This is a genomic window from Psychrobacter sp. PL15 (assembly GCF_035984995.1).
In the GTDB taxonomy this organism is placed as follows: domain Bacteria; phylum Pseudomonadota; class Gammaproteobacteria; order Pseudomonadales; family Moraxellaceae; genus Psychrobacter.
The window spans coordinates 1-23795 of sequence record NZ_JAXCIB010000019.1 but is presented as its reverse complement, the minus strand read 5'-3'; the positions used below and the strand labels follow the sequence as shown (position 1 = coordinate 23795).

Here is a 23795-nt window from a genome sequence, read left to right as displayed (position 1 = left end):
GCTCTGCTTGGAATAAGTTGCTTGAGCAGCCAGAGAGGGTTCGCTCTTTGACTACTAGGACTTGGGCGCAACTTTAGTTATTGGGTTTGGTATAACATCACCTGTCCAGACTTGATTGGGCGCTGTTGGGCTAAAGTTTCGAGCTAATATGTTGTCATACGTTTTATGTGTTTGATCAGCGTGCTTGTATTTATGTGTTTTTAATTGACGGCTTTTAAGTTCCATTTGTGACATCAGCTTACCTGCCGTATAACGTGACAGTTTGATGCCATACTTATTCATCAGTATGGCGGTAATGCTCCGAGTCCCCGCTGATTGCTTTGAGTCGTTGAATATTTGACGGATTAATGCCTTGTGTTTGACGGTTTCAAGGCTGATTGGTTTTGGCTGAACTCCATAGTAGTAACTACTCTTCATCACGCCAAACAGCTTGCACAGAAGACTTTTACTCACCCGTTTATCTTGCTCTGCAAGCTGGCTGATTAACGATAGTCTTTCAGACTGTCCAATGCCAGCAGAGCAGAAGCCTTTTTTAGAATGTCGCGCTCCATGGTAAGCCGCTTAACCTGTTTACGGAGCTCTTGGAGCTCTCGTTGCTCATCGGTTAAGGCATTGCCAATTGTAGGTGCTTGGCCGTTCATTTCTTAACGGTATTGACTCAGCCATTTCTGTAAGGTCGATTTACCTATCCCTAGGGAATTGGCAACGTCGAGTATTTTACGCTTATGGTCAGTAACTAAGCTGATGGCTTCAAGTTTGAATTCTCGGGTATATTGATTGCGTTTGTTGGTCATACTATTTTCCTTCTTTGGGGTAGTATAACCTCTTGGCAGCTGTCCAATTTTATTATGCCACCACAAACAGTCTCCGATATAGTCGGGGCGGTTCAGATTATTTAACACCGCTAGAGAAAGAGAAATGCTACTTCAACAAAAACCTCTTATCAGCTGTCCTAAATTAGTTGACCACTACATACTCTATAAAATTAAAACCTATACTTTGTAGGTATATTTTTATACTTAGATGGTTTTTGACTTGAGTACCATAAAGCAATAACTTGATAGGCACTTATAAGGATATTACCCATGGAGAGAGCTGAATGGAATCACAAACCTTAAATATCAATAAAGTTATTGATGAAGCAAAGTTTAAACCTTTTCATTGGAAAGTACTATTTTGGTGCTTATTGATTATCATTTTTGATGGCTATGATCTCATTATATATGGTGTGGCTCTACCGCTACTTATGGAAGAGTGGGCATTGACTACTGTACAAGCAGGTTTTCTTGCTAGCGCAGCACTATTTGGTATGATGTTTGGTGCCATATTTTTTGGTACTTTGTCTGATAAAATCGGGCGCAAAAAAACGATTATGATCTGCGTCGCCTTATTTAGTAGTTTTACATTCTTTGGAGCATTTGCTACTGGTCCAGTACAATTTGCTGTTTTACGATTCATAGCCGGTCTCGGTATTGGTGGCGTAATGCCAATTTGTGTAGCACTAACCTCTGAATACGCTCCTAAACGTATGCGTAGTACCCTTGTCGCGATTATGTTTAGTGGTTATGCGATAGGCGGAATGGCATCAGCATTATTAGGGTCGTTTTTGGTGGTAGATTATGGCTGGGAAATAATGTTTTATATTGCAGGGATACCTACTCTGCTATTGCCTATTATTTGGAAAATGTTGCCTGAATCTTTGATGTATCTGGTCAAAGAAGGACGAGAAAAAGAGGCTAGAAAAATTGTCCAAAAGCTTGCGCCGAATGAAAACGTTACTACTTCTACTACCCTATTGTTAGACGAACCTACTAAAGGTGATGACGCTCCTATTAGATCGTTGTTCTCAAAAAATCGTGGCTTTACCACTATTATGTTTTGGGTCGCCTTCTTTATGTGCTTACTCATGGTTTACGCATTAGCAAGCTGGTTACCAAAGCTCATGATACAAGCTGGCTATTCGCTTGGGGCTAGCATGATATTTTTATTCGCACTTAGTATTGGTGGTATGGTTGGTGCTATTGGTGGTGGAGTACTCGCTGATAAATTCCACCTCAAGCCAGTATTGACAGTGATGTTCGCTGCAGGAGCAGCAGCATTGATACTACTTGGCTACAACAGCCCTCAAATCGTTCTCTATAGTCTTATTGCAGTAGCAGGCGCAACCACTATCGGCTCGCAAATACTACTCTATACTTTTGTCGCTCAGTATTACCCTACTGCCGTACGTACAACTGCTATGGGCTGGGCATCTGGTGTCGGTCGCATTGGTGCTATCGTTGGTCCTATTCTTACTGGTGCCCTACTTACGCTCGAATTAAGTCATCAAATGAACTTCTTGTTTATCGCAATACCTGGCGTTATCGCTGCAGGTGCCATCTTCTTCGTTAACTTAAACGCAGCGGTTGATAGCAAAAGACAACCTGTTCAGCCAGTTATTTTAGAAGGCTCGGTAACCAGCTAAAATAATGTACGTTAGAGACTTGCTAGAACGTATTGTCTCTGCTTAGTGGACTTACCGACTTATTTTGTTAAGTTCACTACCGTCTATAGAACCTGCTAACGCTAGTTTTGCAATAGTAAGGCAATCCCAATGATAATACTATTTATTAAAAACTCAAAAGTACCTATCAATGAATATTAACAAATAACCCTGTTGCTTCGTTGAGCGCGTATATGAGAATAATGAAAGAAACAACAAGGAAAGAATATGAAACGGACATTCCTATCATTAATTATCAGTTTTACCGCATGTGGTGTATTTGCAGCTCCTAGCACCATTAATATTGATAAAGAAGTTAAAAGTGTTGAAAACAAGGTGATTGAATGGCGTCGGGATATTCACAAGCATCCCGAATTGAGCAATAGAGAAACTCGTACTGCCGCTATTATTGCCAAGCATTTAAAGTCACTAGGTATGCAGGTCGAAACAGATATAGCGCACACGGGTGTTGTTGGTTTTTTAAAGGGTGCTAAACCTGGTCCTACAGTGATGCTACGTGCAGACATGGATGCATTACCCGTTACCGAAAAGGCAGATGTGCCTTTCAAATCAACCATTGTGACCAAGTACATGGGGGAAGACGTTGGTGTGATGCATGCTTGCGGGCACGATACTCATGTTGCTATGCTAATGGGAACGGCTGAAGTACTAGCTGCGGTTAAAAATGAATTGCACGGCAATATTATGTTCGTATTTCAACCTGCCGAAGAAGGTGCCCCTGAAGGTGAAGAAGGCGGTGCTGAGCTTATGTTAAAGCAAGGAATTTTTAACAAGTATAAGCCTGAGGTTGCGTTTGGGTTACATGTTATGTCGAGCTTAAACAGTGGTCAAATTGGCTACCGAAGCGGGCCTATTATGGCAAGCGCTGATACCTTTGATATAACAGTAAACGGTAAGCAAACTCATGGATCAGCACCTTGGAATGGGGTCGATCCGATTTCAGCTGCGGCGCAAATCGTTACCGGTGTTAATCATATAGTGAGCCGTCAGATTGATATTACTAAAGAGCCCGCCATTGTCTCATTCGGTAAAATAAGTGGCGGTGTACGCGATAATATTATTCCTGATAAAGTCGAAATGATTGGCACTATTCGTAACTTTGATATGGATAATCGCGACCAAATTTTTGATAAGATAAAAACGACTGCCACTCACATAGCAATGGCATCAGGCGCCAAAGCTGACGTTAAAATCAATAAAGGTTATCCAGTTACGATTAACAACCCAGCGCTTACCACGCAAATGTTACCGACGCTGCAAAAAGTAGCAGGTAAAGACAATATACTTGAGGTACCTAAACTAACGGCATCTGAAGACTTCTCATTTTATGCTCAAGAAATACCTGGTTTATTTATCTTTTTAGGCGGTACACCTGTAGGGCAAGATGCTAGTGAAGCACCATATAACCATTCCCCCTACTTTTATGTAGATGAATCATCATTTAAAGTGGGTACTAAAGCGCTTAGCCAGCTAGCAATAGATTATTTAGCGATAAAAAACAACTAATAAAACCTAAATGAGCTACAGGCAACTTTATAGATCATCAGTATTCTATTTAGTTGCTTTAGTATTAGCCATTTATTAAAGAAGAGGTTGTATCGCTTTAGGCAACTCAATAAACACTCTATTTCTAAAGCGCTATTATCAATATTAAAGTCGAGGATATATCTATCGCACGCTACATGATTGAGCGCCAACGAAGCAGTAAGGACTACAGGACATTTATTGTGGTAAAAATAAAATAGCTGAGTCAGGTGTTAAGGCGTCTGTTAGTACGACAGGTGATTCGTACGATAATACTTTAGGTGAAACGATTAATGGGCTTTATAAGAGCGGTTTGTAATAATTTAACCCTGTCAGGCATCGCTACCTAGCTCAAATAAGTCGGCCTCCGATATTATCGGGGCAGTTCATTTTTTTATATGCAACTAGCATTAGTAAGTGTCAAACCTTCTATAAAAACTACAAGCTCAATCTTGCACAGGTAAGATTTGTAAAGAATGCTAACCTTATTTTCTGAATATATTATAAGCACAATATCACGAATCGAACGAATATAGTGATACTTAAATGTTGTTAAATCTGTTGTTGAAATAATTAATTAAAATAGTACAAACCTTATATATAAAGAATTACAGATAAACAATCGATGCGTGGTGGGCGCACCAACAAACATTATCACAAGTAAACATATAACCCCGTAGCCCTTATGCTACCGGGTTTTTTTATTATCTAGTAAGACGTAAATCATCGATATATACTCAATAAATACGCTTACACACGGGGTTTTTACGGTATTCTTTACGGTATTGAGCACATCATCCAACTTGGATACCGTCAAACCATGGCACCAGATCTTTACTCGTTACCTACTAGCACTATTACAATGTTGTTAAAAAAATGCTGAGTTGTTGTTAACTACTACTCATACCGATAGATATTATCATTACCTATAAATTTGATATCGTAGAAATAAGTAGAAGTAGTATGAATAGCAAATTAAAATATGTTTTTCATATTTAATTTAGCGAATATTAGTTAACGTAAAGTATCAACGACTGCCAACATGGCAATTAACGATGCTTCACCCAATTTAACAGAACGCTCTGGTGACCAACCCATAGCTGAGTCGGGTACATTATCGTTATCTTTAAAAGGCATCTCTAAAGTATTTGCAAGGCAATCAAAACGTTCAGCCACCCAGTTAGTTGCGAGAGTCATATTCGCTTCACCCGGCGCACCAATGCCATAACCAATTTCAGACTGAAAGTCGGCACTGGCTAATTTCAACACTTCTGAAAATCTATTGCGGAGACCCGCGAGGCGGTCGTTATAGCTTGGCGCACCTTCAGAGCCGGCAAGGAACACAAAAGGTAATGCTTCATCGCCGTGCACATCATAAAATAGATCCACACCAGTCTCTTCCATTTTATTGATCACATGAAATACTTCAGGGCTTTTTTCTAAACTTGGGTTTAACCATTCACGGTTTAAGTTAATACCTAATGCATTAGTACGTAAATGTCCACGCACACTACCGTCGGGGTTCATATTAGGCACAATATAGAAGTTAGCTTTTTCTAATAACAACTTGCTAGTGGCATTATCACTGTCTAACAAGCTGTCCATTAAACCTTCGACCAACCATTCAGCCATCGTTTCACCTGGATGCTGACGCGCAGTAATCCAAATGTTGCGTTTATTCGCATTACTATTGCTATCACTATCACCAATTTTGACTACCGTTAAGTCGCGCTTATCAAAGGTTTCACCTAAATGCTCTAAAGTCACTAACGGGTGCATTTGTACGGCTGCTAATAAATCTTGACGACGCTCGTAACTGTAAGGAGCAAAATAAGCAATTTGAATGCTGTCACACTCCATATCTGCCACTATGGTTAACTTTCCGTCTTTATAAGAAGTTGGCAGACGAAACCAATGCTGACGATCGTACGAAGCAACCGCTTGGTAATCTTCCCACCCTGCAGGAAATGACGCTTCGCCTGCATTAAGAATATTAAGAATATACTGCTCTCCAACCTGACCTGCTAAACGAAAGTTAAACCACTGGAAAAACTCTCCCCCAAAGTCCGGACGAATAGCCAATTGAATATTTTTTTTATCCTCTAAATTAATAACCTCAATATTACCCGCATCAAAATTAGCAGTGATATGCATAGCCTTTCCTTAATTAGTTTCTATGAAGTAACCTGGGTGTAAACAGATTAGAGACGCTATTAAATTATCTTAAAAAGCGATTGTAAAACAGCCAAACCTTTTTAACTGATTAACGCTCTAAAAAGTTGTACATCCATTTATCCTAATAAATTATTTTTTAATATTGTTAGATCAATATTATCATAATACATCGATTCAAACTCAAAAGGCGACACATAACCAACCGTACTGTGCAGACTGTAGTCAATCCGACATATGGTAGTCATCCCAACTATAAGACACCTAATAAATAAAATTAAGCTGCACGGTTTAGTTTCTGTATAGGCGTAAAGCCGCCATTGCCCATATTAAGGCGCTCATTATTATAGTGATATAACCAAGCTTCAGCTTGCTGACGGACTTGATTTAAATCAGTGAACAACTCTTGCTTTAACCATTATAAAAATCTGGTTATTGCGAGATATCATGGCTATCTCATAATTAAAGGATAAAAAAATACCCTTTAGGCTATGGGGTATATGGATTAAAAAACCTTTTTCTAAAATAAATTTTATCTAGGTGAGAGACTCAAAATCAGAGTTTGACAATATCTCTTTAGAAGAACTATAGTCTGGAAAGACTGTCATTTTTTTTCATATATTTACTGATTTTCTTTTTTTAAAAAATTATTAGAATCAACAGGTTTTGCTTTTTATTCACTTCGAAAAGCATCTTGTTTAGTACATTTTTTACTGCTGTACAGGAAGTTCGGCAATAAAGTTAGATAAAAACAACCAAGGAGAGGGATTTCATGACTTATCAAAAAGCAGATAATGAGCTGTCCGCAAGCCAAAAAGTAACCAACTGGCTGCAGGATTTTGATCAATCATTGCGTACAAAAAATATAGACAAGGTAGTTGAATATTTCGAAACCGAAGGATACTGGCGTGATTTAGTTTCCTTTACCTGGAATATAAAAACGCTAGAGGGGCAAGATGAAATTAAAAAAATGCTTTCGCATACCTTAGAGACTACTGAACCGTATGACTGGCAGCTTGATGAACAAGCGGTAGAAAATGATGGGGTCATAGAAGCTTGGATAACTTTTAACACCAAGGTGGCGAAAGGCTACGGTCACTTACGTCTGCGTAATGGCAAAGCTTGGACATTATTAACCACCATGGTTGAGCTCAAAGATTTTCCTGAAAAGCGTAAAAAATTACGCCCAAAAGGTGCTGAACATGGTGTTAACCCTAATCGTTTAACCTGGTTGGAAGAACGTGAATTTGAGGAAAAAAATCTGGGTTATAGCGATCAGCCTTATTGCTTAGTTATTGGTGGTGGCCAAGGTGGTATAGGTCTAGGCGCTCGTTTACGACAACTTGAAGTTCCGACGATTATCATTGATAAGCAACCGAAGCCAGGTGACACTTGGCGTAACCGTTATAAGTCATTATGTTTGCATGATCCTGTGTGGTACGACCATATGCCGTATCTTCCTTTTCCTGAAAACTGGCCAGTATTTACCCCAAAAGATAAGGTTGCTGATTGGTTAGAGATGTACACTAAGCTTATGGAGTTAAACTATTAGGGATCAACTGAATGCATCAGCGCGGCTTTTGATGAGGAGTTACAGCAATGGAATGTCGAGGTTGATAGAGCAGGTGAACGTTTAACAATGCATCCTAAACAGTTGGTGATAGCTACAGGTATGTCCGGATTACCAAACACTCCTGAAATTCCTGGTAGGGAAGATTTTGCCGGAGAGCAGCATCACTCAAGCCAACACCCAGGTGGTGAGGCTTATCAAGGGAAAAAATGTGTGGTACTGGGTGCTAATAACTCAGCACATGATATCTGTGCTGCCCTTTGGGAAAACGGTGCAGACGTCACTATGATACAACGCTCATCAACGCATATTATTAAGTCAGATACCTTGATGGATGAGGTACTAGGTGGTTTGTATTCAGAAGAAGCGGTTGAAAAAGGAATTACCACCTATAAGGCGGATCTGACTTTCGGGTCTATTCCTTTTAAAGTTATGCCGCAGTTTCATGAGCCTGTTTACCGTAAAGTGGCGGAGTTAGATGCTGATTTCTATCAGAAACTAACCGATGCAGGCTTTATGCTCGACTTTGGTGAAGATCATACCGGTCTCTTTATGAAATATTTACGTCGAGGTTCTGGTTATTATATCGATGTCGGTGCTTCTGAACTGGTAGCAGAAGGAAAAATAAAGCTTAAACCCCAAGTAGGTATTGATCATATTAAATCTCATTCAGTGGTGCTAACTGATGGCACAGAACTAGAAGCTGATCTAATTGTGTATGCCACTGGATATGGCTCCATGAATGGTTGGGCTGCGAAAATAATTTCACAAGAAGTAGCCGATAAAGTCGGTAAATGTTGGGGTATGGGTTCAGATACAGCCAAAGACCCAGGCCCTTGGGAAGGTGAGTTAAGAAATATGTGGAAACCAACCCAGCAACAGGCGTTATGGTTTCATGGCGGCAACTTGCATCAGTCTCGACATTATTCACAATACTTGTCACTGCAGCTTAAAGCCAGAATGGAGGGTATAGAGACCCCTATTTACGGTTTGCAAGAAGTTCATCACTTAGAATAAGTTTAATATTACTGTGAGTAACTTATAAAAAACCATAAGTTTGATGGCCGTACTGATTTGGTTCAGTACGGCCATTTTTGTATTAGGTCAGCTATTTTTGACAGGTTGCTTTGATAGGTTTATAAAATTTTGGCGTGTTGAACATTCACAAATAAGCACTTCTGATAGCTGCTAATTTATCAGAGCTGTATTCCAGACAAGAAGCAACTCGACGATAATACAGATACCTTAGCTAGAGTTGCTACAGTTGTGACCATTAGGATTCAAGCTGCGTTACCATTCATACTAAATTCAACATGACGATGTGAAGTAGATCTTTAAGTAAGCAACTTGGTTAGGATACATATATTGTTAGGATTTTCTCTCCAACTGTGTCTACCTCGCTGACATAAAGGCTTGTACCCAAAAACTCTAACGTTCGCCTAAGCCTTCAGAGAATGTTTTAGTAAGTGGCTTGGTCAAGTACGATAATACTGAACGTTGCTGCGCTTTGATATCGACTGAGGCAGTCATTCCAGGCTTGATGACAATCTCATCACGGCGTCTAGAAAATTCAGCGCCAATTATTTTTATCTGTACCCGATAATAAGGCTCTTCGCCTTTAGGAGTCTGCTCCATTAGTGTGTCTGGACTTATATATATTACCGTACCATTCATTGCTCCAAAAATAGAATAATCATAAGCATCAAGCTTGACGGTAGCATCCTGCTGCTCTTTGACATAAGCGATATCTACGGGGCTTATCTTAGCCTCAACGATAAGGTCACTGCTGGTTGGTAATATCTGCATGATGATCTCACCAGGCTTAACTACTCCGCCGATAGTCGTCACTAGGATGTTGTTTACCTTACCATCTGTCGGTGCAAACAATTTTTTCTCTTCTAGCACTTGTGAGTGATCGCGCAATTGCTCAAGTTCAGTATCTAAATCCTCTTGCGCCTTGGTCATCTCTGATTGTGCCTCTTCAAAATACTTATTACGCTTGTTAGTAATTTGGGCTTGGATCTCCGCCACTTGCCGACGCAATTTAATCACGTCAGCCTGACTCACATCACCATATGATAGTAATGGTTCATTCATGCTCAACTCTTGCTGTGCCAACACCTTCATATTTTGTAGTGAACTGACATCTTGATCAATCGCTTGCCGGCGACGGTTATAGAGCTGGGTTTGGTTTTCTATATATTCGCTATAGTTTTTGATATCCTCTGGAAACATCAATGGCCGCTCAAATATCTCGGCCTCTAGGCGCGCAAGCTTGGCTTTAAGCGCTGCTATCTTCGAGCCTGCATTAGCTACTGCCGCTTGCGCACGCTCTTCTTCTAAGGCAACTATCAGCTGTCCTTTAGTGACATCCTCACCTTCTTTGACTAATATTTCCGTCAGTACACCCCCTTCTACAGCTTGGATATCTTGTGTACGGGCGCTGGCAATAATAGTTCCTGTCGCTCGCGTGACTTGGTCAATTTGGGCAAAATAAGCCCAAACAATTAGTGTGATTATCCCGACCAGTGCACCCCAAATTATAATGCGCGTACGCCCAATTTTAGGATCATGAGACTTGTGCCTGTAGTTATCCATTATCTTGCCCTACATTATCGCCTTCACCATCACTTTTCAGTGCAATATTAGACGTCTTATTACTAATAACTTTCACTGTCGGTGTACTCACTTTAACTGATGTTTTATTAGTGTGTTTCTGACCCTCGTTACCTTTTAATTGTTCTAAAACTTGGGCTTTAGGACCATCCATTACAATTTTTTGATTGTCCATAATAATGATGCGATCAACCAGCTGCAGCAGTGGCATCTTATGAGTGGAAACTATCAAGGTATGCCCTTGCCCAAACTCCTTATTGAGCACATCAATACATTGCAACTCTTGACGATTATCCATAGAAGCAGTCGGCTCATCCATCAGTAGTACAGAAGGTTTGGTCAGTAACAAACGGGTAAAAGCCACCAGTTGTTTTTGACCTCCTGACAACCCTTTACCACCTTCACTAATGGGTAGGTCTAAACCACTAGAATGACTGGCAACTAACTTAATCAGACCAGTCTTCACAAGAGCCTCGCGCATCACATCATCACTGGGAGCTGGTAAACCAATCAGTAGGTTTTCTCGTAGTGTGCCTTCGAACAGACGATGGTCTTGTTGTAGATAGCCAACTTGCTCACTCAAAGACTCACGGCTAATCTGTTGAATGTCTAATCCATCTAGTAATATCCGACCTTGAGTAGCCGCATACAGACCTGACATGACTTTTAGTAACGTTGACTTACCTGAGCCAATAGGACCCAGTACTGCAATACGCTCACCAGCTGTTATATTCAAACTATTGATTGCTAATGCCGGCTGGTCATTATTTTGATAATTAAAAGTAACTTTATCTAAATTAAAATTACCAGCGATTTTGCTAGGAGATAAGGGATGACTGACACCATGATTGTCTTGTTTCAATGAAAATAACTGTTCAATATTAAGCTTGGCGGCTTTGGCATGTGAATGCTGTATTAATAAACTAGGAATACTCATCACCGGCGCTAAAATACGACCACCTAGAATCGAACACGCAATTAAGCCGCCCATCGTCATATCACCTGACATCACTACAAATGAACCAACAATCACAATGCCCACATAACTGGTCTGTTGAATCATTTGTGACAGATAGCTCAAATTGTCATTAGCATGCTTCATATCCAAATCATTCTTGGTAGTGATATTCATCACATCAAGCCAGCGTGATAAGAACTTCCAGTTACCTGATCCTGCCTTAATGGTTTCAACGCCTTCTACAGTCTCCACAAGTATACCTGTTTTACGATAAGACGCTGCTGCCCCAACTGCAGCGATACTATCGATTTTTCTTCGCGCACTGAACCCTAATATAATGGCTATAACCGCTGCAACTATCGGTACTAAAGCCACTAAGGGATTACCAATAACAATAATCAATGATACAAAAATGATAGCCATTGGAATATCAACTAAACCGAACAGTGTACTGGCCGTGTAAAAACTACGTACTTGCTCATAACCACGTAGCTGCGCTGCCATCGAACCAACCGATCCTGGCATTTGATCAATGCGCACACTTAGCAAACGCTGGAATACTTCACGAGATAAATACTGATCAAGATTAACGACTACTTTATCCATAATCTTTGAGCGGGCAAATTTCATAAAAGTTTCAAATAAAATGACTAGCCCTACACCGCTTGCCAAAATAATTAAGGTGTACTCGCTACGAGTAGGTATCACCCGATCATAGACCTGCATCGAAAACAACGACACTGCTAGTGCTAACATGTTAATCAAGAATGACGCCACTACCGCCTCAACAACGATACCGCGATAGTTTTTTAAATCCTTTTTAAGTAATTGATCAAAGGAGAACTGCCTACGCTTACTTGGTTCATTCCCTAAGCGAATACGTAACAACTGTAAAAATGCATCACTGGGATAAGCACTAGTCTTCTTAAGCTGACTAAATTGCCATAGTCCTTGGGGGGTTTGTTGATTAATGACACCCCAACCCTGTGTGTGATGCAAAGCCAATAGTGGTAAAAATGCAGCATCAGGTGTTGGTAACGCTTCGGGTAATTGATCAATACCCAACTGACTAAGCACATTAATGATACCTGCCAGCGTCCGTAAATCTTGCTGCTGATGAATCACGCCATGCAAGCGCGTATTATCAACAGGATATCCTTGCTCAGTCAGTAAGGTACGTAGCGCTGCAGCCAGCTGAACCGCTGGCTCATCTATCTGCTCATTTTCTGCAGACAATAATAGTTGCGAAGTAGGGTTTGCTATCAGCTCACTGTCAGATGTCTGGTCATTCGAAGCGTTAACAGGTGTACTCATGATAAATGTATCCGACTGATTATGATTAGCAGGTAGTCAATGATCGAAAAATGTAATAAAAATAGTGTTATTTAGGGCGTATTGATACAAAATCAGGGGGTATCTGTTAGCAACCTTGCTTTAGCCTCACTAGTGTTCGCATAACCGACAGTATCGTTGATAGGATTATTAATAGGATACGTATTTATATCATCTCTTTTCATAACAATAGGCTGAATAGCCACTTCATTCGTCGGCTGCCAGGCGATATCTCGACGGTTAAACCAGTTTTTGATAGGATCTAGCGGGTGATATAATGGCTGTGGCTGACGACTTTGATCGAACTGTTGCCACGACATCATACCAAAGTCGACTTGTAGCTTATAAAAGCTGGCGATAATAGAGGATTGGGTCTCAACCAGCTGTATCTGATATTGAGAGTGTTCACGCACTGCGTTAAGAACTTCAAGCCAAGACTTGCGCCCTGCAATGAACTGACGGCGATAAGAGCTAACCACAATTTGAGCACCTGCGACTGCGGCAATTAATGAACGCTCTTGATCTTTAGCACTAGCGAACTGCTGATACTGAGTTTGTATGGTTTCAAGAACCAGTCGTCTTGATGCTTCTTTTGATTGCTCAAGACTATTCACTCGCGACTCTGACGCCTGAGCCAGCGCCAGATTAGACAGTCCTGCCCCTGGGTCATAGCTAAGACCCACTGAGAACTTGCCATCATCATTACTATTATTTTTGTCATCATGATAATAGTCATATCCGTATTGCGCATACACGGAGGGATAACGTGATGACTGCAATGATTTGACCCCTTGCTTGGCAGCTTCAACTCTATAATGCTCTTTTACGACAGTAGGATTGTAAAAACTGGCCTGGTCAAATGCCATCCGCTCAAAATCTTGTGAGTAACCTTTGGCACGCCCAACAAGCTCACTTAAGTTTGGTGCGGGCAACTCAGCTGCTGAGAGTCTACGACCAGTAATTTGCTCCAAGCGTGCAATAGCAATACGCTGCTGCTCAACCGCTCCTTGGTAAGAATTTTGCTCTTGTAGGATACGATTAGTAATCAAATCCATCTCGATACGTGCTGAGACTCCTTGACTGACACGACGCTGCATCATCGCCTCAAACTCTGCGAGTAACTGCAAATTGTCGTAATAGACACGCTGTTTAGATAAAGCGGCAATATAACTTTGCCACGCTTCAATTGTCGTTTTGGCCACTTGGTTTTGTTGCTCGTAGACGTACTCTATCGCTGCTTTGTCATCAAAAATCGCTTGATTCACATTCGCAGTCAACTTGCCACCAGTCCATAACGACTGTCTAATCTGTAGCTGCGACACCATGCCATCATTACGATCGTAACCTGACGATATGGTGGGAGCCGGCAGCATATTGAGCTTAGCGGCACGTATACTTACAGTGGTCGCTTGTTGTTCCGCGCGTGCAGCACCGACCAGAGGGTGGCTCTGGATTGCCTGATTAATCAGCGAACTCATATAAGTATCAGCATTGGCAAATGCTGCGCCCGACATCGTCATAAACAGCACGCTCAAGCATAGTCTATGCCATGTTTTTTTTATGATATAACTTTTTTTAGGCAATATTTTTATCGACGGGTCATGCTGATAAATGTTCATGAGGTTTGGCTCAGTCCTGCTTTAAGCAAATAAAAAATCAAGCGCTACGACATATAGTATGAAAATAGCGTAACTAAATTGGACCGTGTTGCATATTCAGAATATTTTTGAATGTGTCTGTCATCCCTGCTATAGATCAAGCCTCTTATTTAAATGACTTAATACTCGCAGACCAGAACATTGATGTCTATAATTAATATCATCACGTAAATATTTTATACTGATAGACTACTAAACACTTGTTTTTGGCTTATGGATCATAAAAACGATGATTAAACCCTCACCACTACCTACTCAAACAAGAAGACCAAAAAACAGGTCAATAATTGCTATTGTTCTGGCAGTGTTGCTCCACGTTGTAATTGCGCTCGTTATCTATTTTACCGTTTTTAAAGATAAACCGTCATCAATATTAGGGTCGTCACCTATCGACGGTGCTTCTCTAATATCAACAACCTCTGTAATAACAAAAGACCAGCGAGCATCGTCTGAGACAGCAGCAGTGAAGGACAACATAAAGGACACTACCCCGCAATCTAGTAGCCTGCAAAACAATAAAAAAACGATTAATGCCAATAATAATTTGATCAATAAAAACGCTGCTCTAGATCAAAAACCAAAATCTATCGTTGAGGATGCAATACAAGGAGGTAATATCTATGATTCGCCAAATCAATCATTGAAGCTTACTGCTAACGATGATACAGCAGGGTTTACAGACTCAGATATCAACAATCAACAGAGCCCGCCTGAATACAGGCTTAAGCAGACCAAACAATATCAACAGCTAGATGCAGAGATTGATAAAAATAATGAGCAATTGGCTAAGCTCATTGACGAGGTCAAAAAACGTAATCAAAGCCAAATACAACAGCATCAAACACCCAAACCAAACGCTAGCGATATCAAGAATACGCCAGCGATCGAATCTGATTATCCTATTACCCCTATTACCTCGTTATCAGAAGCAACTAACGATAAGTAAAACAGCTACTGGCAGTCTAGAAGCAGATAGATAGTTTTATATAAATGATGGTTAGTGACACAACTTATATTATCAAGGTAGTGTCGATAGCCGATTGAATGAGAACATCATGCGTTCCGTTAGTATCGCCAAAGCTATAAACATCATAGCTATTACCATCTTGTTGTCTAGTACCGGTATTTGTCCAACCAGTACCAGATAACGAGACACTATCTGCACTATCACCATTGATAATCAGATTTTTACCAGTCATCACCGTCTCATTCATAATATCAAGCACGTCACTAGTACTTAGATTGGTCAGTTTTTGTGCGCCATTACCCGTCATATCGATAACTTCAAAGCTCTCGAATACCGTTGAATCAAAGTTACTGAAGTCAATGCTAGTGTCAGCTATATTAATGAGTAAGGAATCAATACCGTCACCGCCATCCATCAAAATATTGTCTGCGGTAAATACGATAGTATCATTACCTATGCCACCTTTGAGAGTATCAGCACCAATACCGCCATCTAAGAAATCGTTGCCACTACCGCCATCTAAGAAATCATTACCACTGCCGCCATCTAAGAAATCATTACCACTGCCGCCAACTAAGAAATCATTGCCACTGCCGCCAGCTAAGAAATCATTACCACTGCCGCCGATGAAAGTATCATTGCCAGCCCCACCAGAATAATTGACAGAATTGGTCTGATTGACCGAGATGAGTGCATCATCTTTATCTGTTCCGCTAAATGTTAAAGTAGGAGCAATATCAACATCGATATCAGTGACTAAAGTGGTCTGACTGGCACTATTCGCGGTTTCGACCGTTTGCAAGCTTATCTTCAGCGTACCAACATATGAGGTCGCTGATTGTACCAGTAGGTCATTAAGTTGGGCCGGTGTGATGCCTACAATAGTATAGGTCTTAGTGGCAGCACTCCAAGTTACATCAATGGCAGTACCCGCACTAGTGGCGACTTTGAGGACATCACCATATAGATTCTCACCTGTAAGTATGACGTTGACCGTTTCACTACCATCAATATCTACCATGTTTGCATTTAGATTCAACGCTGTCCATTTCCCTTGAAAGCCAAGTACTGATGTTGGCTTAAAGATTATTTGGTCAGCGACTGGGGTTATATCAAGGTCAATAACTAGCGGCGCACTTATACTGCCACTGTCATTGATGACTTTCATCTCAATACCCTGTACTTCAGTGCCACTGATATTATTAGGAGGTACGATAAAGATATTGCTGGTTTCGCCGCTGTTGATACTACCTAAATTAGAGACATTGATTGACCATAAATTATCGCCGTCACCATCAATATCGCCATTGTTATTGGCCAATACTTTGGTGCCATTTTTATTAGTGTAGTAGACCAAATAATCATTAGGAATATTATCCAAACTGATAGCAGCTGCCTTATCGCCTTCATCGATATTAGTAATCTTATAATCGATAGCAATCATCGTATCTTCATCACCTATAGCGGTGGTGGTTGAGCCATTACTACTATTGGTTATCTTCATGTTATCTGACTGTTTGGCCACCTTTATATCATAGCTATGCTCATAGGTCAGCGTGCCGCTATCGTGTTCTACGATATCAGTGACTTCTTTGTGCGCAGTATAAACCTTGACCACTGCACTACCATCCGCATTTTCAGCAGGAGTATATTTGATCATCACAGTATCAGGTGGATTTATACCACTTATAAAAGTATTGGCATCTGTTACTTTTAAGACATAATAAGTGCCAGCAGGGATATTACCAACAGCATTCGCTTGTAACGTGACTGGCAGTAATACATTACCACTGGCGTCAGTTAATACCCCAGCAAGACCAGTACCTGTGAATAGCTTGGTCTCATTAAGTTGTATATATAGGTTGCCATCGATAAGTTCTACATAGTCGCCATCAGCGCTATTTTTCAAGTTAATATTGATATTGACGGTAGTATCTTCAGCTATCTGTACAATCGTGTTTTTGCCAGCTGCGTCCATTGGGTCAGTAAGTGGCTTTATCGTGACCCTAACATTATCAATTTTGGCGATTGCCTCACGACCGTTATTGTCTAAAGCGGTAAATATCACATCAAAACTAATATCCTGATTGGTTTCAGATACATTAGTACTAAAGTTAGCAGGTGGCGTTACTGTGATGGTATTAAGTGCCTCCTCCGGGGTGAGATTACCGGCCTCCTTAACGTCAATAAGATATTTTCCATTGACCTGCTGTATGCTCACATCATCATTAGGGCTCTGTAACAGAGTGCCTACTGGTAGGTTGCTTATAAGGAAAGTATATGCGATTACTGGTACTGAGAGATCAGAGACCAAGGTGGCGTTTAGTATATTGCCTAATACTACTTTGGTATCCTCATCTGACTGTGATGGTTCTATTGTCTCTTTTTGAAAAATAGCTATCAAATCAGCAGTACGAGTAGGATCAGTGCTATCAGTAACCGGTCTGCTCAGAACGATATCAAACTTCTGTGCTTCAACCTTCTCCTCTTTACCATCACGACCTTGCCCATTGATATCTTGGGTAACACCCGTTACCTTAATCGCAAAAGTGCCTTCAGGAATGTTAGGGCTGCTTTCATTAAGCGCTAATACTAGCTCGTAGGTCGGTTGAGCGGCTGTGATTGCTTGGTCTGTTATATCAACATACCAAATACTATCTGACAATATACCACCTACTACAATTAGTCCTTCAGGTACATCTCTGACCTCTAGACGGGTAAAACTCTCTGAACCATCTTGGTCTAGGGAAGTCATAGAGACCACAACTGATAATGTATCATCGTTCCCGCTGTTATCAATCTTATTGTCTGTTGAGCTTAAAGTGATGACTGGTTGATCAGTGACAGCTTGGAAAGTCACATTTACAATAGCACTCTTAGTTAAAGAGGTTTCAGATATCTCTGAATCATCTGATAGCTTAGTAATATCAGTATAAGTATAGTCAAACGCTATATTGACATTGCTATCACTGTGTAATTTATCACTATCATATTTAAACTCGACTTTTTGACCTGCCGTAATGGTTATGTTTTCGTTGGCCTTAAGAGCCACCACGCCACCATCTACTCGTAAGGTAAGGTCAGCGTCTGACAAGGTATTAGCTGAGATTATAATACTCTTCAACGCTTCATAGCCCGTCATACTATTGGCTGAGTTTGTAGTATCAGTACTGACAAAGGCTGCCTTAAAGTCTATCGTTGTCCATACATCTTCAGTGGCAACGATTTGCGGATTGTTCATTGTGCTATCGGCAGCATCTGGTTTAACTAAAATAGTGACTTGTTTTTTGTCATGAGAAACACTGTTTCCTGACCCTGTCTCTGTGGTAACACCAGTAATGGTAAAGCTGACATCACCTGCGAAGTTGTTGGGTGCGACTAGTTGGGCGCTACCATCTTTTAGCGACTCTAGCATTATTGACCATACACGTTTGTCACCAACACCACCCAAAAATGTCACCCCTTCACCGGTCAGATTAAAACCGACAGGCAGACCCTCGACACGGTAAATCACCTGCTCAGCCAGAGGTACATCAGCATCATAGGCTTTGATATCGGCTACCATATTAAATAAGTCAGATAACGCAATAGTTTTATTGACAGTAGCATCTACTGTTGCTTCATCGGTAATATAGGTATAGTTTTTACCACTTTCAGCACTTACCTTTAAGTCATCATTTAAGATGAGGTCAGCTTTGCCAACCACTGTAACCGGTAATGTTAGAATCAGAGGCACACTGATGTCACCATCACTCTCTTTACTGACTGATGATACTTGTAGATTTACCGTACCGCTAAAGTTTTCGGCAGGGACAAAATATAACTTATCTACCACTTTAGTATAGTCTGCGATGGTCACAGAGCCGTTAATAGGAACTAACTCTGTTATCGTAGTGCCCTTATGGATATACAGCTGAGCCCCTACTGGTATACTTGAGATGGTGACATCATAAACTTCTGAGCCATCATTATCTCGTGAGCTTGGACGGATTTTTAGCGGAATACCTTTGGCAGAATCGATGACAGCAGCTGATGAACCATCACGCTGATTACCACCGTTGATTGCCTGATCTTCATTGCCTGTAGCAGGATCAACTGCTAGGGTCACTTTATCTGCGACACCTTTAACTACAAACGTCAAGTAACTCTCACCACTGGTTGTTTCCACTTTACCAGTACCATCTTCATCATAGTCTAGAGTCTTAGCCTGCACCTTTACTGCGGTACTTGCAGAAGCAGTTTTACTGAAATCACTATAATTTGTGGGCGCTGTTACCGTCACTGTATTAAGATAAGCGGCTGGAATGTCCACACCTAAGCCATTATCTATGATGCTAACAGTCTTACTGCCATTATTATAAGTAAATACAGCACCAGCAATAGAGGTAAAAACGGTGCCGTCCTTATTACCAAAGGTTAAGTGAGCGTAAGTCTGCTCAGAGTCGGTAGGGTTGTTGGTGTGGCTTTCTTGTCCAAAATTAACCGTATCATCTTGGTTAGACCATCCCGTTTGTAGATTGAACGTGCCATCAACGCCAAGATTGAATGCCGTATCTTCTTGCGCAGTGGTGGTGTAAGTGTGGTCTGAATTGATGGTTAAATCATCTACCTGATCACTATCGCTACGTCCTCCAACCACCTCGGCGACTGGAGTGACGGTGATCTTTTTAGGCGGTAACTCAGTCGTTTTACTATTACTATTACCACCATCGTCATCAATATCTGAGCTTGTGACTTTAAAAGTAAAGTTAGCATCTTTCGATGATTGTACTGGTGGCTTGATTGAGAAATTGCTTAAGTCAGTTGAGCTTATGACGTTAACAGTGATATTGCTACCACCACTTATACCTGTGGTCGAATTACCGGCACTGTCTTTGTAAATCCAACCTTCTAATAGAGTAAACTCAATCTTAGTAATCGTTTCTGGATTGGCATTGCTTGTATCTGATTTATTATCGAGTACTTTAAAACCGAACTTATCAAGAGTCACTGCCGTGTCTTCAGTAGTGCTAATAGCGCTTGCAGTCATCCCTACTTGACCACCAACTGGAGTGACGGTTAAATTTACGTTGACCGTACTGATCAGCTCGACAGTTTTATCTTTAGGAGTAGAGGCAAGGTCAGAGTCATGATCTTGAGTATATAGCGATATAGTGACACTGCTCATGTCTCTTGAATCATAATCTGCAGACTTAATGCGAATCTGTGGCTCTGTACCAGCTCTAGCAATCAAGGTAGTTGCAGTGATAGTAGTACCACTTTGAGTAGCACCAATCAATACTTGACCACTAGCATTAGCGGTATAAAGAGTCGCCGTGGTACTACCCGCGGGTGTAAATTCGATAATAGCACCAGAAATTAGACCTTTTATCACAAATCCATAAGTCTCTTGATTACTGGTGCCACCTACTAGGTCACCAAACTTAGTGGTTATTGGTAGGGTGGTATATTCGCCTTCATTTGCTGTGGCTGTGAATGTGTTGCCACTAACATTTGCTGCGTCCGCTGTATATCCGAACTGACTGACATCATCACCAGTCGCGTTGTTACCGACACTATCAGTAACGGCTTGAACATTGACAACAATGTTAGTGGTAGACGTTGCACCTGCAATAAGAGTGCCACCTGTATTGACAGGATTGCCATTGCTATCTACCCTTGCAATATCGCCGTCTGTATTAACCTCGTATTCAGTGACTGACATACTAATAGATATGTTTGTCGCATTGTCTTTGGGCGGTGTCAGTGTCATCGATTCAAACTCAGCTTTGGTCATAGTGGCTGTTAGCGAGCTTAAGTTTGGTGGATTATTAATAATAGGCACATCACTAAGTTTTATTCTAATCGTTTGATTGGCAGTAGTATTAATAATTCCGCTACCATAATTCAGCACTACACCACTAGGTATACCCGTTAAAGTGATTAAACCAATACGCTCAGGATTATCAGTATTATTGACAGCGCCATTTAAATCTTGATTGTCAGTAATGGTAGGCGCTTTCAAACCTAACAGCACTGTAGTATCTTCAGGAGTTGAAACGCTAACTGCAGTAAGCCCAGGTTTGTCAGATACTGGTTTTACGGTGATGGTTAGGGTTTGGCTTGCTGTTTCGCGAGTAGCACCAGTAACGCCATTAGACACATTGGCAGTGATTACAGGTAATGTGCCGCTATAATCAGTGGTTGCTGTATATACATAAGTACCATCGCTGTTAAAGATAATCTCACCAACTTTATTACCGTTTATCACTACATTTTGAGCTGTATTGTTTGCATTGATAGGATCTACACTAATAGTTGTCCCACCACCAATCTCAAAACTCTCTACGGTTAGCTGCTCACCAAAGTCTGGGTCATCGGTATCATTTGCATCAAAGATAGTAGCTTTAACACCGCTTTTGGTGGTTGTGCCATTTTCATTGATAGTAATCGCATTATTAGCCAGTGCAATGCCACCATCGTTAGTACCGATAATAGTCACTTCGACGAAGCGAATTTCACTTTTGCTGATTTCATTACCATTAGCGGCAGTCGTGACTCCCTCATTATCATTAACTTGTACCGCGTAACGGATAGTAATGGTTTCACCGGCTGGGATAAAGTTGATATCAGACGCTGGCGCTGCAAACGTCCAATCTGCTGTCGTGTCCGTCACTGTCACCTGATTAATCTCAAACAGATCTCTAAGAGCAGCCTCTTGATCTGTTGTGAAGGTCAAATTAGATGCGCTAGTGATGGTGGTATTAGCGTCTTTTAAGTACTTAATAGTCAAAGCATCAGTAGCATCGTCATCTTTGAAGCCGACGATGCCATTTAGTGTGATAGTTGAATCATCTTTTGGTTCAGTGAATGCAAGAGCGGTAATATTACCGCTAGCATCTGCCGTGATAGTAGGTTGATCGTTTCTACCATTGATAGTGATAGTTAAGGTTGCACTGCTGCTATCGCCATCAGCGTCAGTGATGGTATAGGTAAAGGTTTCGGTTAGTTTGTCGCCGATTCCTAGCGCCTGAACAGCTGAATTGTTATTAGCAACCTCATAGGTATAAGTGCCATCAAGTTGTAGCATCAACTCACCAAAGTTACCTTGTGTGCTATTGCCAATAATACCTGCGTCACCGCCAAACTCTACTGCCGTTACGGTGGTTGCATCTGCTCCTAAGTTATCTGCCTGATCTGTAATAGCAGCGCCAGTAGCAGTAAGTACGTTACCTGCTGCTGTGATCGTGTTGGATGACACGCTTACATCTTCAGTAACGCTATTTTTATCATTGTTAGCAATAGGTGCAGTGTCAATAATCTCAATATCTAAGGTGTCAGTGATGGTATCGCCAATAGTATTGGTTAATTCAACGTTAAACTGGTCGAATACTGCGCCATTAGTATGATTTTCTGCATCGCCATTTTCAGTATATTCATAAGTGAGAATACCTGTTTGTGAGTTATAACCAGTAATCACTAACGTGCCAGCACTGCCGCTGATAGTAATAGGATTACTAGACGATGCTGTTGTGACTTCTGTTGCATTGATGGTTAAGTTTGTCACGCTTTGTGGGTCGGTGATGCTAAATGTGCCTGAAACTATGTCGCCAGTTGCTTCTGTGACGCTGTTATCGATGATGGTTAGTGTTGGCGCTGTGTCGTTGTCTAAGATCGTACCGGTGCCACTGTCATTACCAATGGTGACGGTGGTGGTCTCAGGGTTCTCAAGGATCAGGTCATTGTTCGTCGGATAGCTGACGGTAAAGTCAGTGACGCCCGCAGGGACGGTAATAGTGCCCGCTACTGGGTCATAGGTGACACCATCACTAAAGAGGACATCACTGGTTGTAGGATCACCCGTTAGGACGCCCTCATAGTCACTACCTTCAATGGCAGGGTTGGTGACGCCATCAGCTAAGGCAAAGTCGTAAGTCACTTCAGTCTCAGTGACCCCATTAACGGTGACGCTGTGTACTAAATCATCGCCCTCTACCGCTGTCGCACTACCCACTGTCACGGTCGGTTTGTCGCCATCGGTGGTGCTGCCATCGGTTGCGTCGCCATTGTCTTCATCTAAAATAGTGGCGCTGTCCGTTGCTGTGCCGATAGTGGCATTGGCCGCATTACTGATGCTCATGCTAAAGTCTTCTGAGACCTCATAGATAGCATCTTGAGTCGGCGTGATGGTGAAGGTTGGGTTTGCTGTGCTACCCGCTGGGATGGTGATAGTAATACCAGCAAGAGCATCGGCAACAGTAATGCCTGGCACAGCGAGGCCATTGGCATCGGTTAAGCTAATGCTAGCAATGTCACTGGCTTTAATATCCCCTAAGTTTAGGGTGGCTGTGACCGTAGTCGCTTTGTCGGTTGCGCCTGTTTGCGAGACGGTGAAGACGATAGAATCCCCTGCGCCTTCGATGGCTTGAGGGATAGTCGCTGCAATGCTCACCTCAGGGATCGCATCCCCGGCATCTTTAATGGTACCGGTGCCACTATCATTACCAATGGTGACG

Annotated in this window: 13 protein-coding genes and 1 pseudogene; 5 read left to right on the top strand and 9 right to left on the bottom strand. The window is 41.4% G+C overall.

All coding sequences use genetic code 11. The features are described from left to right. Positions 1 to 54: 54 nt before the first annotated feature. Genes RCH20_RS11715 through RCH20_RS11705 form a run of 3 tightly spaced genes read right to left on the bottom strand, consistent with a single transcriptional unit; the run spans position 55 to position 794 of the window. Positions 55 to 453, bottom strand: coding sequence for an IS3 family transposase (locus RCH20_RS11715; RefSeq protein WP_327193719.1), 399 nt, complete (start codon positions 451 to 453; stop codon positions 55 to 57). A gap of 29 nt (positions 454 to 482) precedes the next feature. Then, positions 483 to 641 carry a hypothetical protein gene (locus RCH20_RS11710; protein ID WP_327193718.1) on the bottom strand — a complete coding sequence of 53 codons (159 nt, stop codon included), beginning with the start codon at positions 639 to 641 and terminating at the stop codon, positions 483 to 485. Positions 642 to 644: 3 nt separating this feature from the next. Further along, on the bottom strand, positions 645 to 794 hold the full coding sequence (locus tag RCH20_RS11705) for a transposase (protein ID WP_327193717.1): 150 nt from the start codon (positions 792 to 794) through the stop codon (positions 645 to 647). A 305-nt stretch (positions 795 to 1099) separates the two neighbouring features. Between RCH20_RS11705 and RCH20_RS11700 the strand changes: the two genes are divergently transcribed. Together RCH20_RS11700 and RCH20_RS11695 are read left to right on the top strand one after the other, a co-directional pair. After that, positions 1100 to 2464, top strand: a complete 1365-nt coding sequence (locus tag RCH20_RS11700; RefSeq protein WP_327193716.1) for an aromatic acid/H+ symport family MFS transporter — start codon at positions 1100 to 1102, stop codon at positions 2462 to 2464. A gap of 246 nt (positions 2465 to 2710) precedes the next feature. Further along, on the top strand, positions 2711 to 4009 hold the full coding sequence (locus RCH20_RS11695; RefSeq protein ID WP_327193715.1) for a M20 family metallopeptidase: 1299 nt from the start codon (positions 2711 to 2713) through the stop codon (positions 4007 to 4009). A 1032-nt stretch (positions 4010 to 5041) separates the two neighbouring features. On the opposite strand, the gene RCH20_RS11690 is transcribed toward RCH20_RS11695, so the two are convergent. Next, positions 5042 to 6181, bottom strand: a complete 1140-nt coding sequence (locus RCH20_RS11690) for a M14 family metallopeptidase (RefSeq protein WP_327193714.1) — start codon at positions 6179 to 6181, stop codon at positions 5042 to 5044. Positions 6182 to 6476: 295 nt separating this feature from the next. Further along, positions 6477 to 6617 (bottom strand): annotated as a pseudogene (locus RCH20_RS11685) (integrase core domain-containing protein); the annotation flags it as partial. Positions 6618 to 6971: 354 nt separating this feature from the next. Between RCH20_RS11685 and RCH20_RS11680 the strand changes: the two are divergent. Both RCH20_RS11680 and RCH20_RS11675 read left to right on the top strand, forming a co-directional pair. Next, positions 6972 to 7751 (top strand): nuclear transport factor 2 family protein, encoded by a 780-nt coding sequence (locus RCH20_RS11680; RefSeq protein WP_327193713.1) that lies wholly within the window; start codon positions 6972 to 6974, stop codon positions 7749 to 7751. 15 nt (positions 7752 to 7766) lie between these two features. Next, positions 7767 to 8786, top strand: coding sequence for an NAD(P)/FAD-dependent oxidoreductase (locus tag RCH20_RS11675; protein ID WP_327193720.1), 1020 nt, complete (start codon positions 7767 to 7769; stop codon positions 8784 to 8786). Between the two features lie 411 nt (positions 8787 to 9197). On the opposite strand, the gene RCH20_RS11670 is transcribed toward RCH20_RS11675, so the two are convergent. The 3 genes from RCH20_RS11670 to RCH20_RS11660 form a co-directional block, all read right to left on the bottom strand. Further along, positions 9198 to 10367, bottom strand: a complete 1170-nt coding sequence (locus tag RCH20_RS11670) for an HlyD family efflux transporter periplasmic adaptor subunit (protein WP_209957505.1) — start codon at positions 10365 to 10367, stop codon at positions 9198 to 9200. Then, positions 10360 to 12657: a type I secretion system permease/ATPase gene (locus RCH20_RS11665; protein ID WP_209957508.1), complete on the bottom strand. Its 2298-nt coding sequence runs from the start codon at positions 12655 to 12657 to the stop codon at positions 10360 to 10362. The genes RCH20_RS11670 and RCH20_RS11665 overlap by 8 nt, the downstream gene beginning before the upstream one ends. A gap of 92 nt (positions 12658 to 12749) precedes the next feature. Continuing rightward, positions 12750 to 14195, bottom strand: coding sequence for a TolC family protein (locus tag RCH20_RS11660; protein ID WP_327193712.1), 1446 nt, complete (start codon positions 14193 to 14195; stop codon positions 12750 to 12752). A 601-nt stretch (positions 14196 to 14796) separates the two neighbouring features. Between RCH20_RS11660 and RCH20_RS11655 the strand changes: the two genes are divergently transcribed. Further along, positions 14797 to 15279, top strand: a complete 483-nt coding sequence (locus RCH20_RS11655) for a hypothetical protein (protein WP_327193711.1) — start codon at positions 14797 to 14799, stop codon at positions 15277 to 15279. Positions 15280 to 15343: 64 nt separating this feature from the next. Here the strand turns inward: RCH20_RS11655 and RCH20_RS11650 are convergent, their stop codons facing one another. Beyond that, positions 15344 to 23731, bottom strand: a complete 8388-nt coding sequence (locus tag RCH20_RS11650) for a VCBS domain-containing protein (RefSeq protein ID WP_327193710.1) — start codon at positions 23729 to 23731, stop codon at positions 15344 to 15346. Positions 23732 to 23795: the final 64 nt, after the last annotated feature.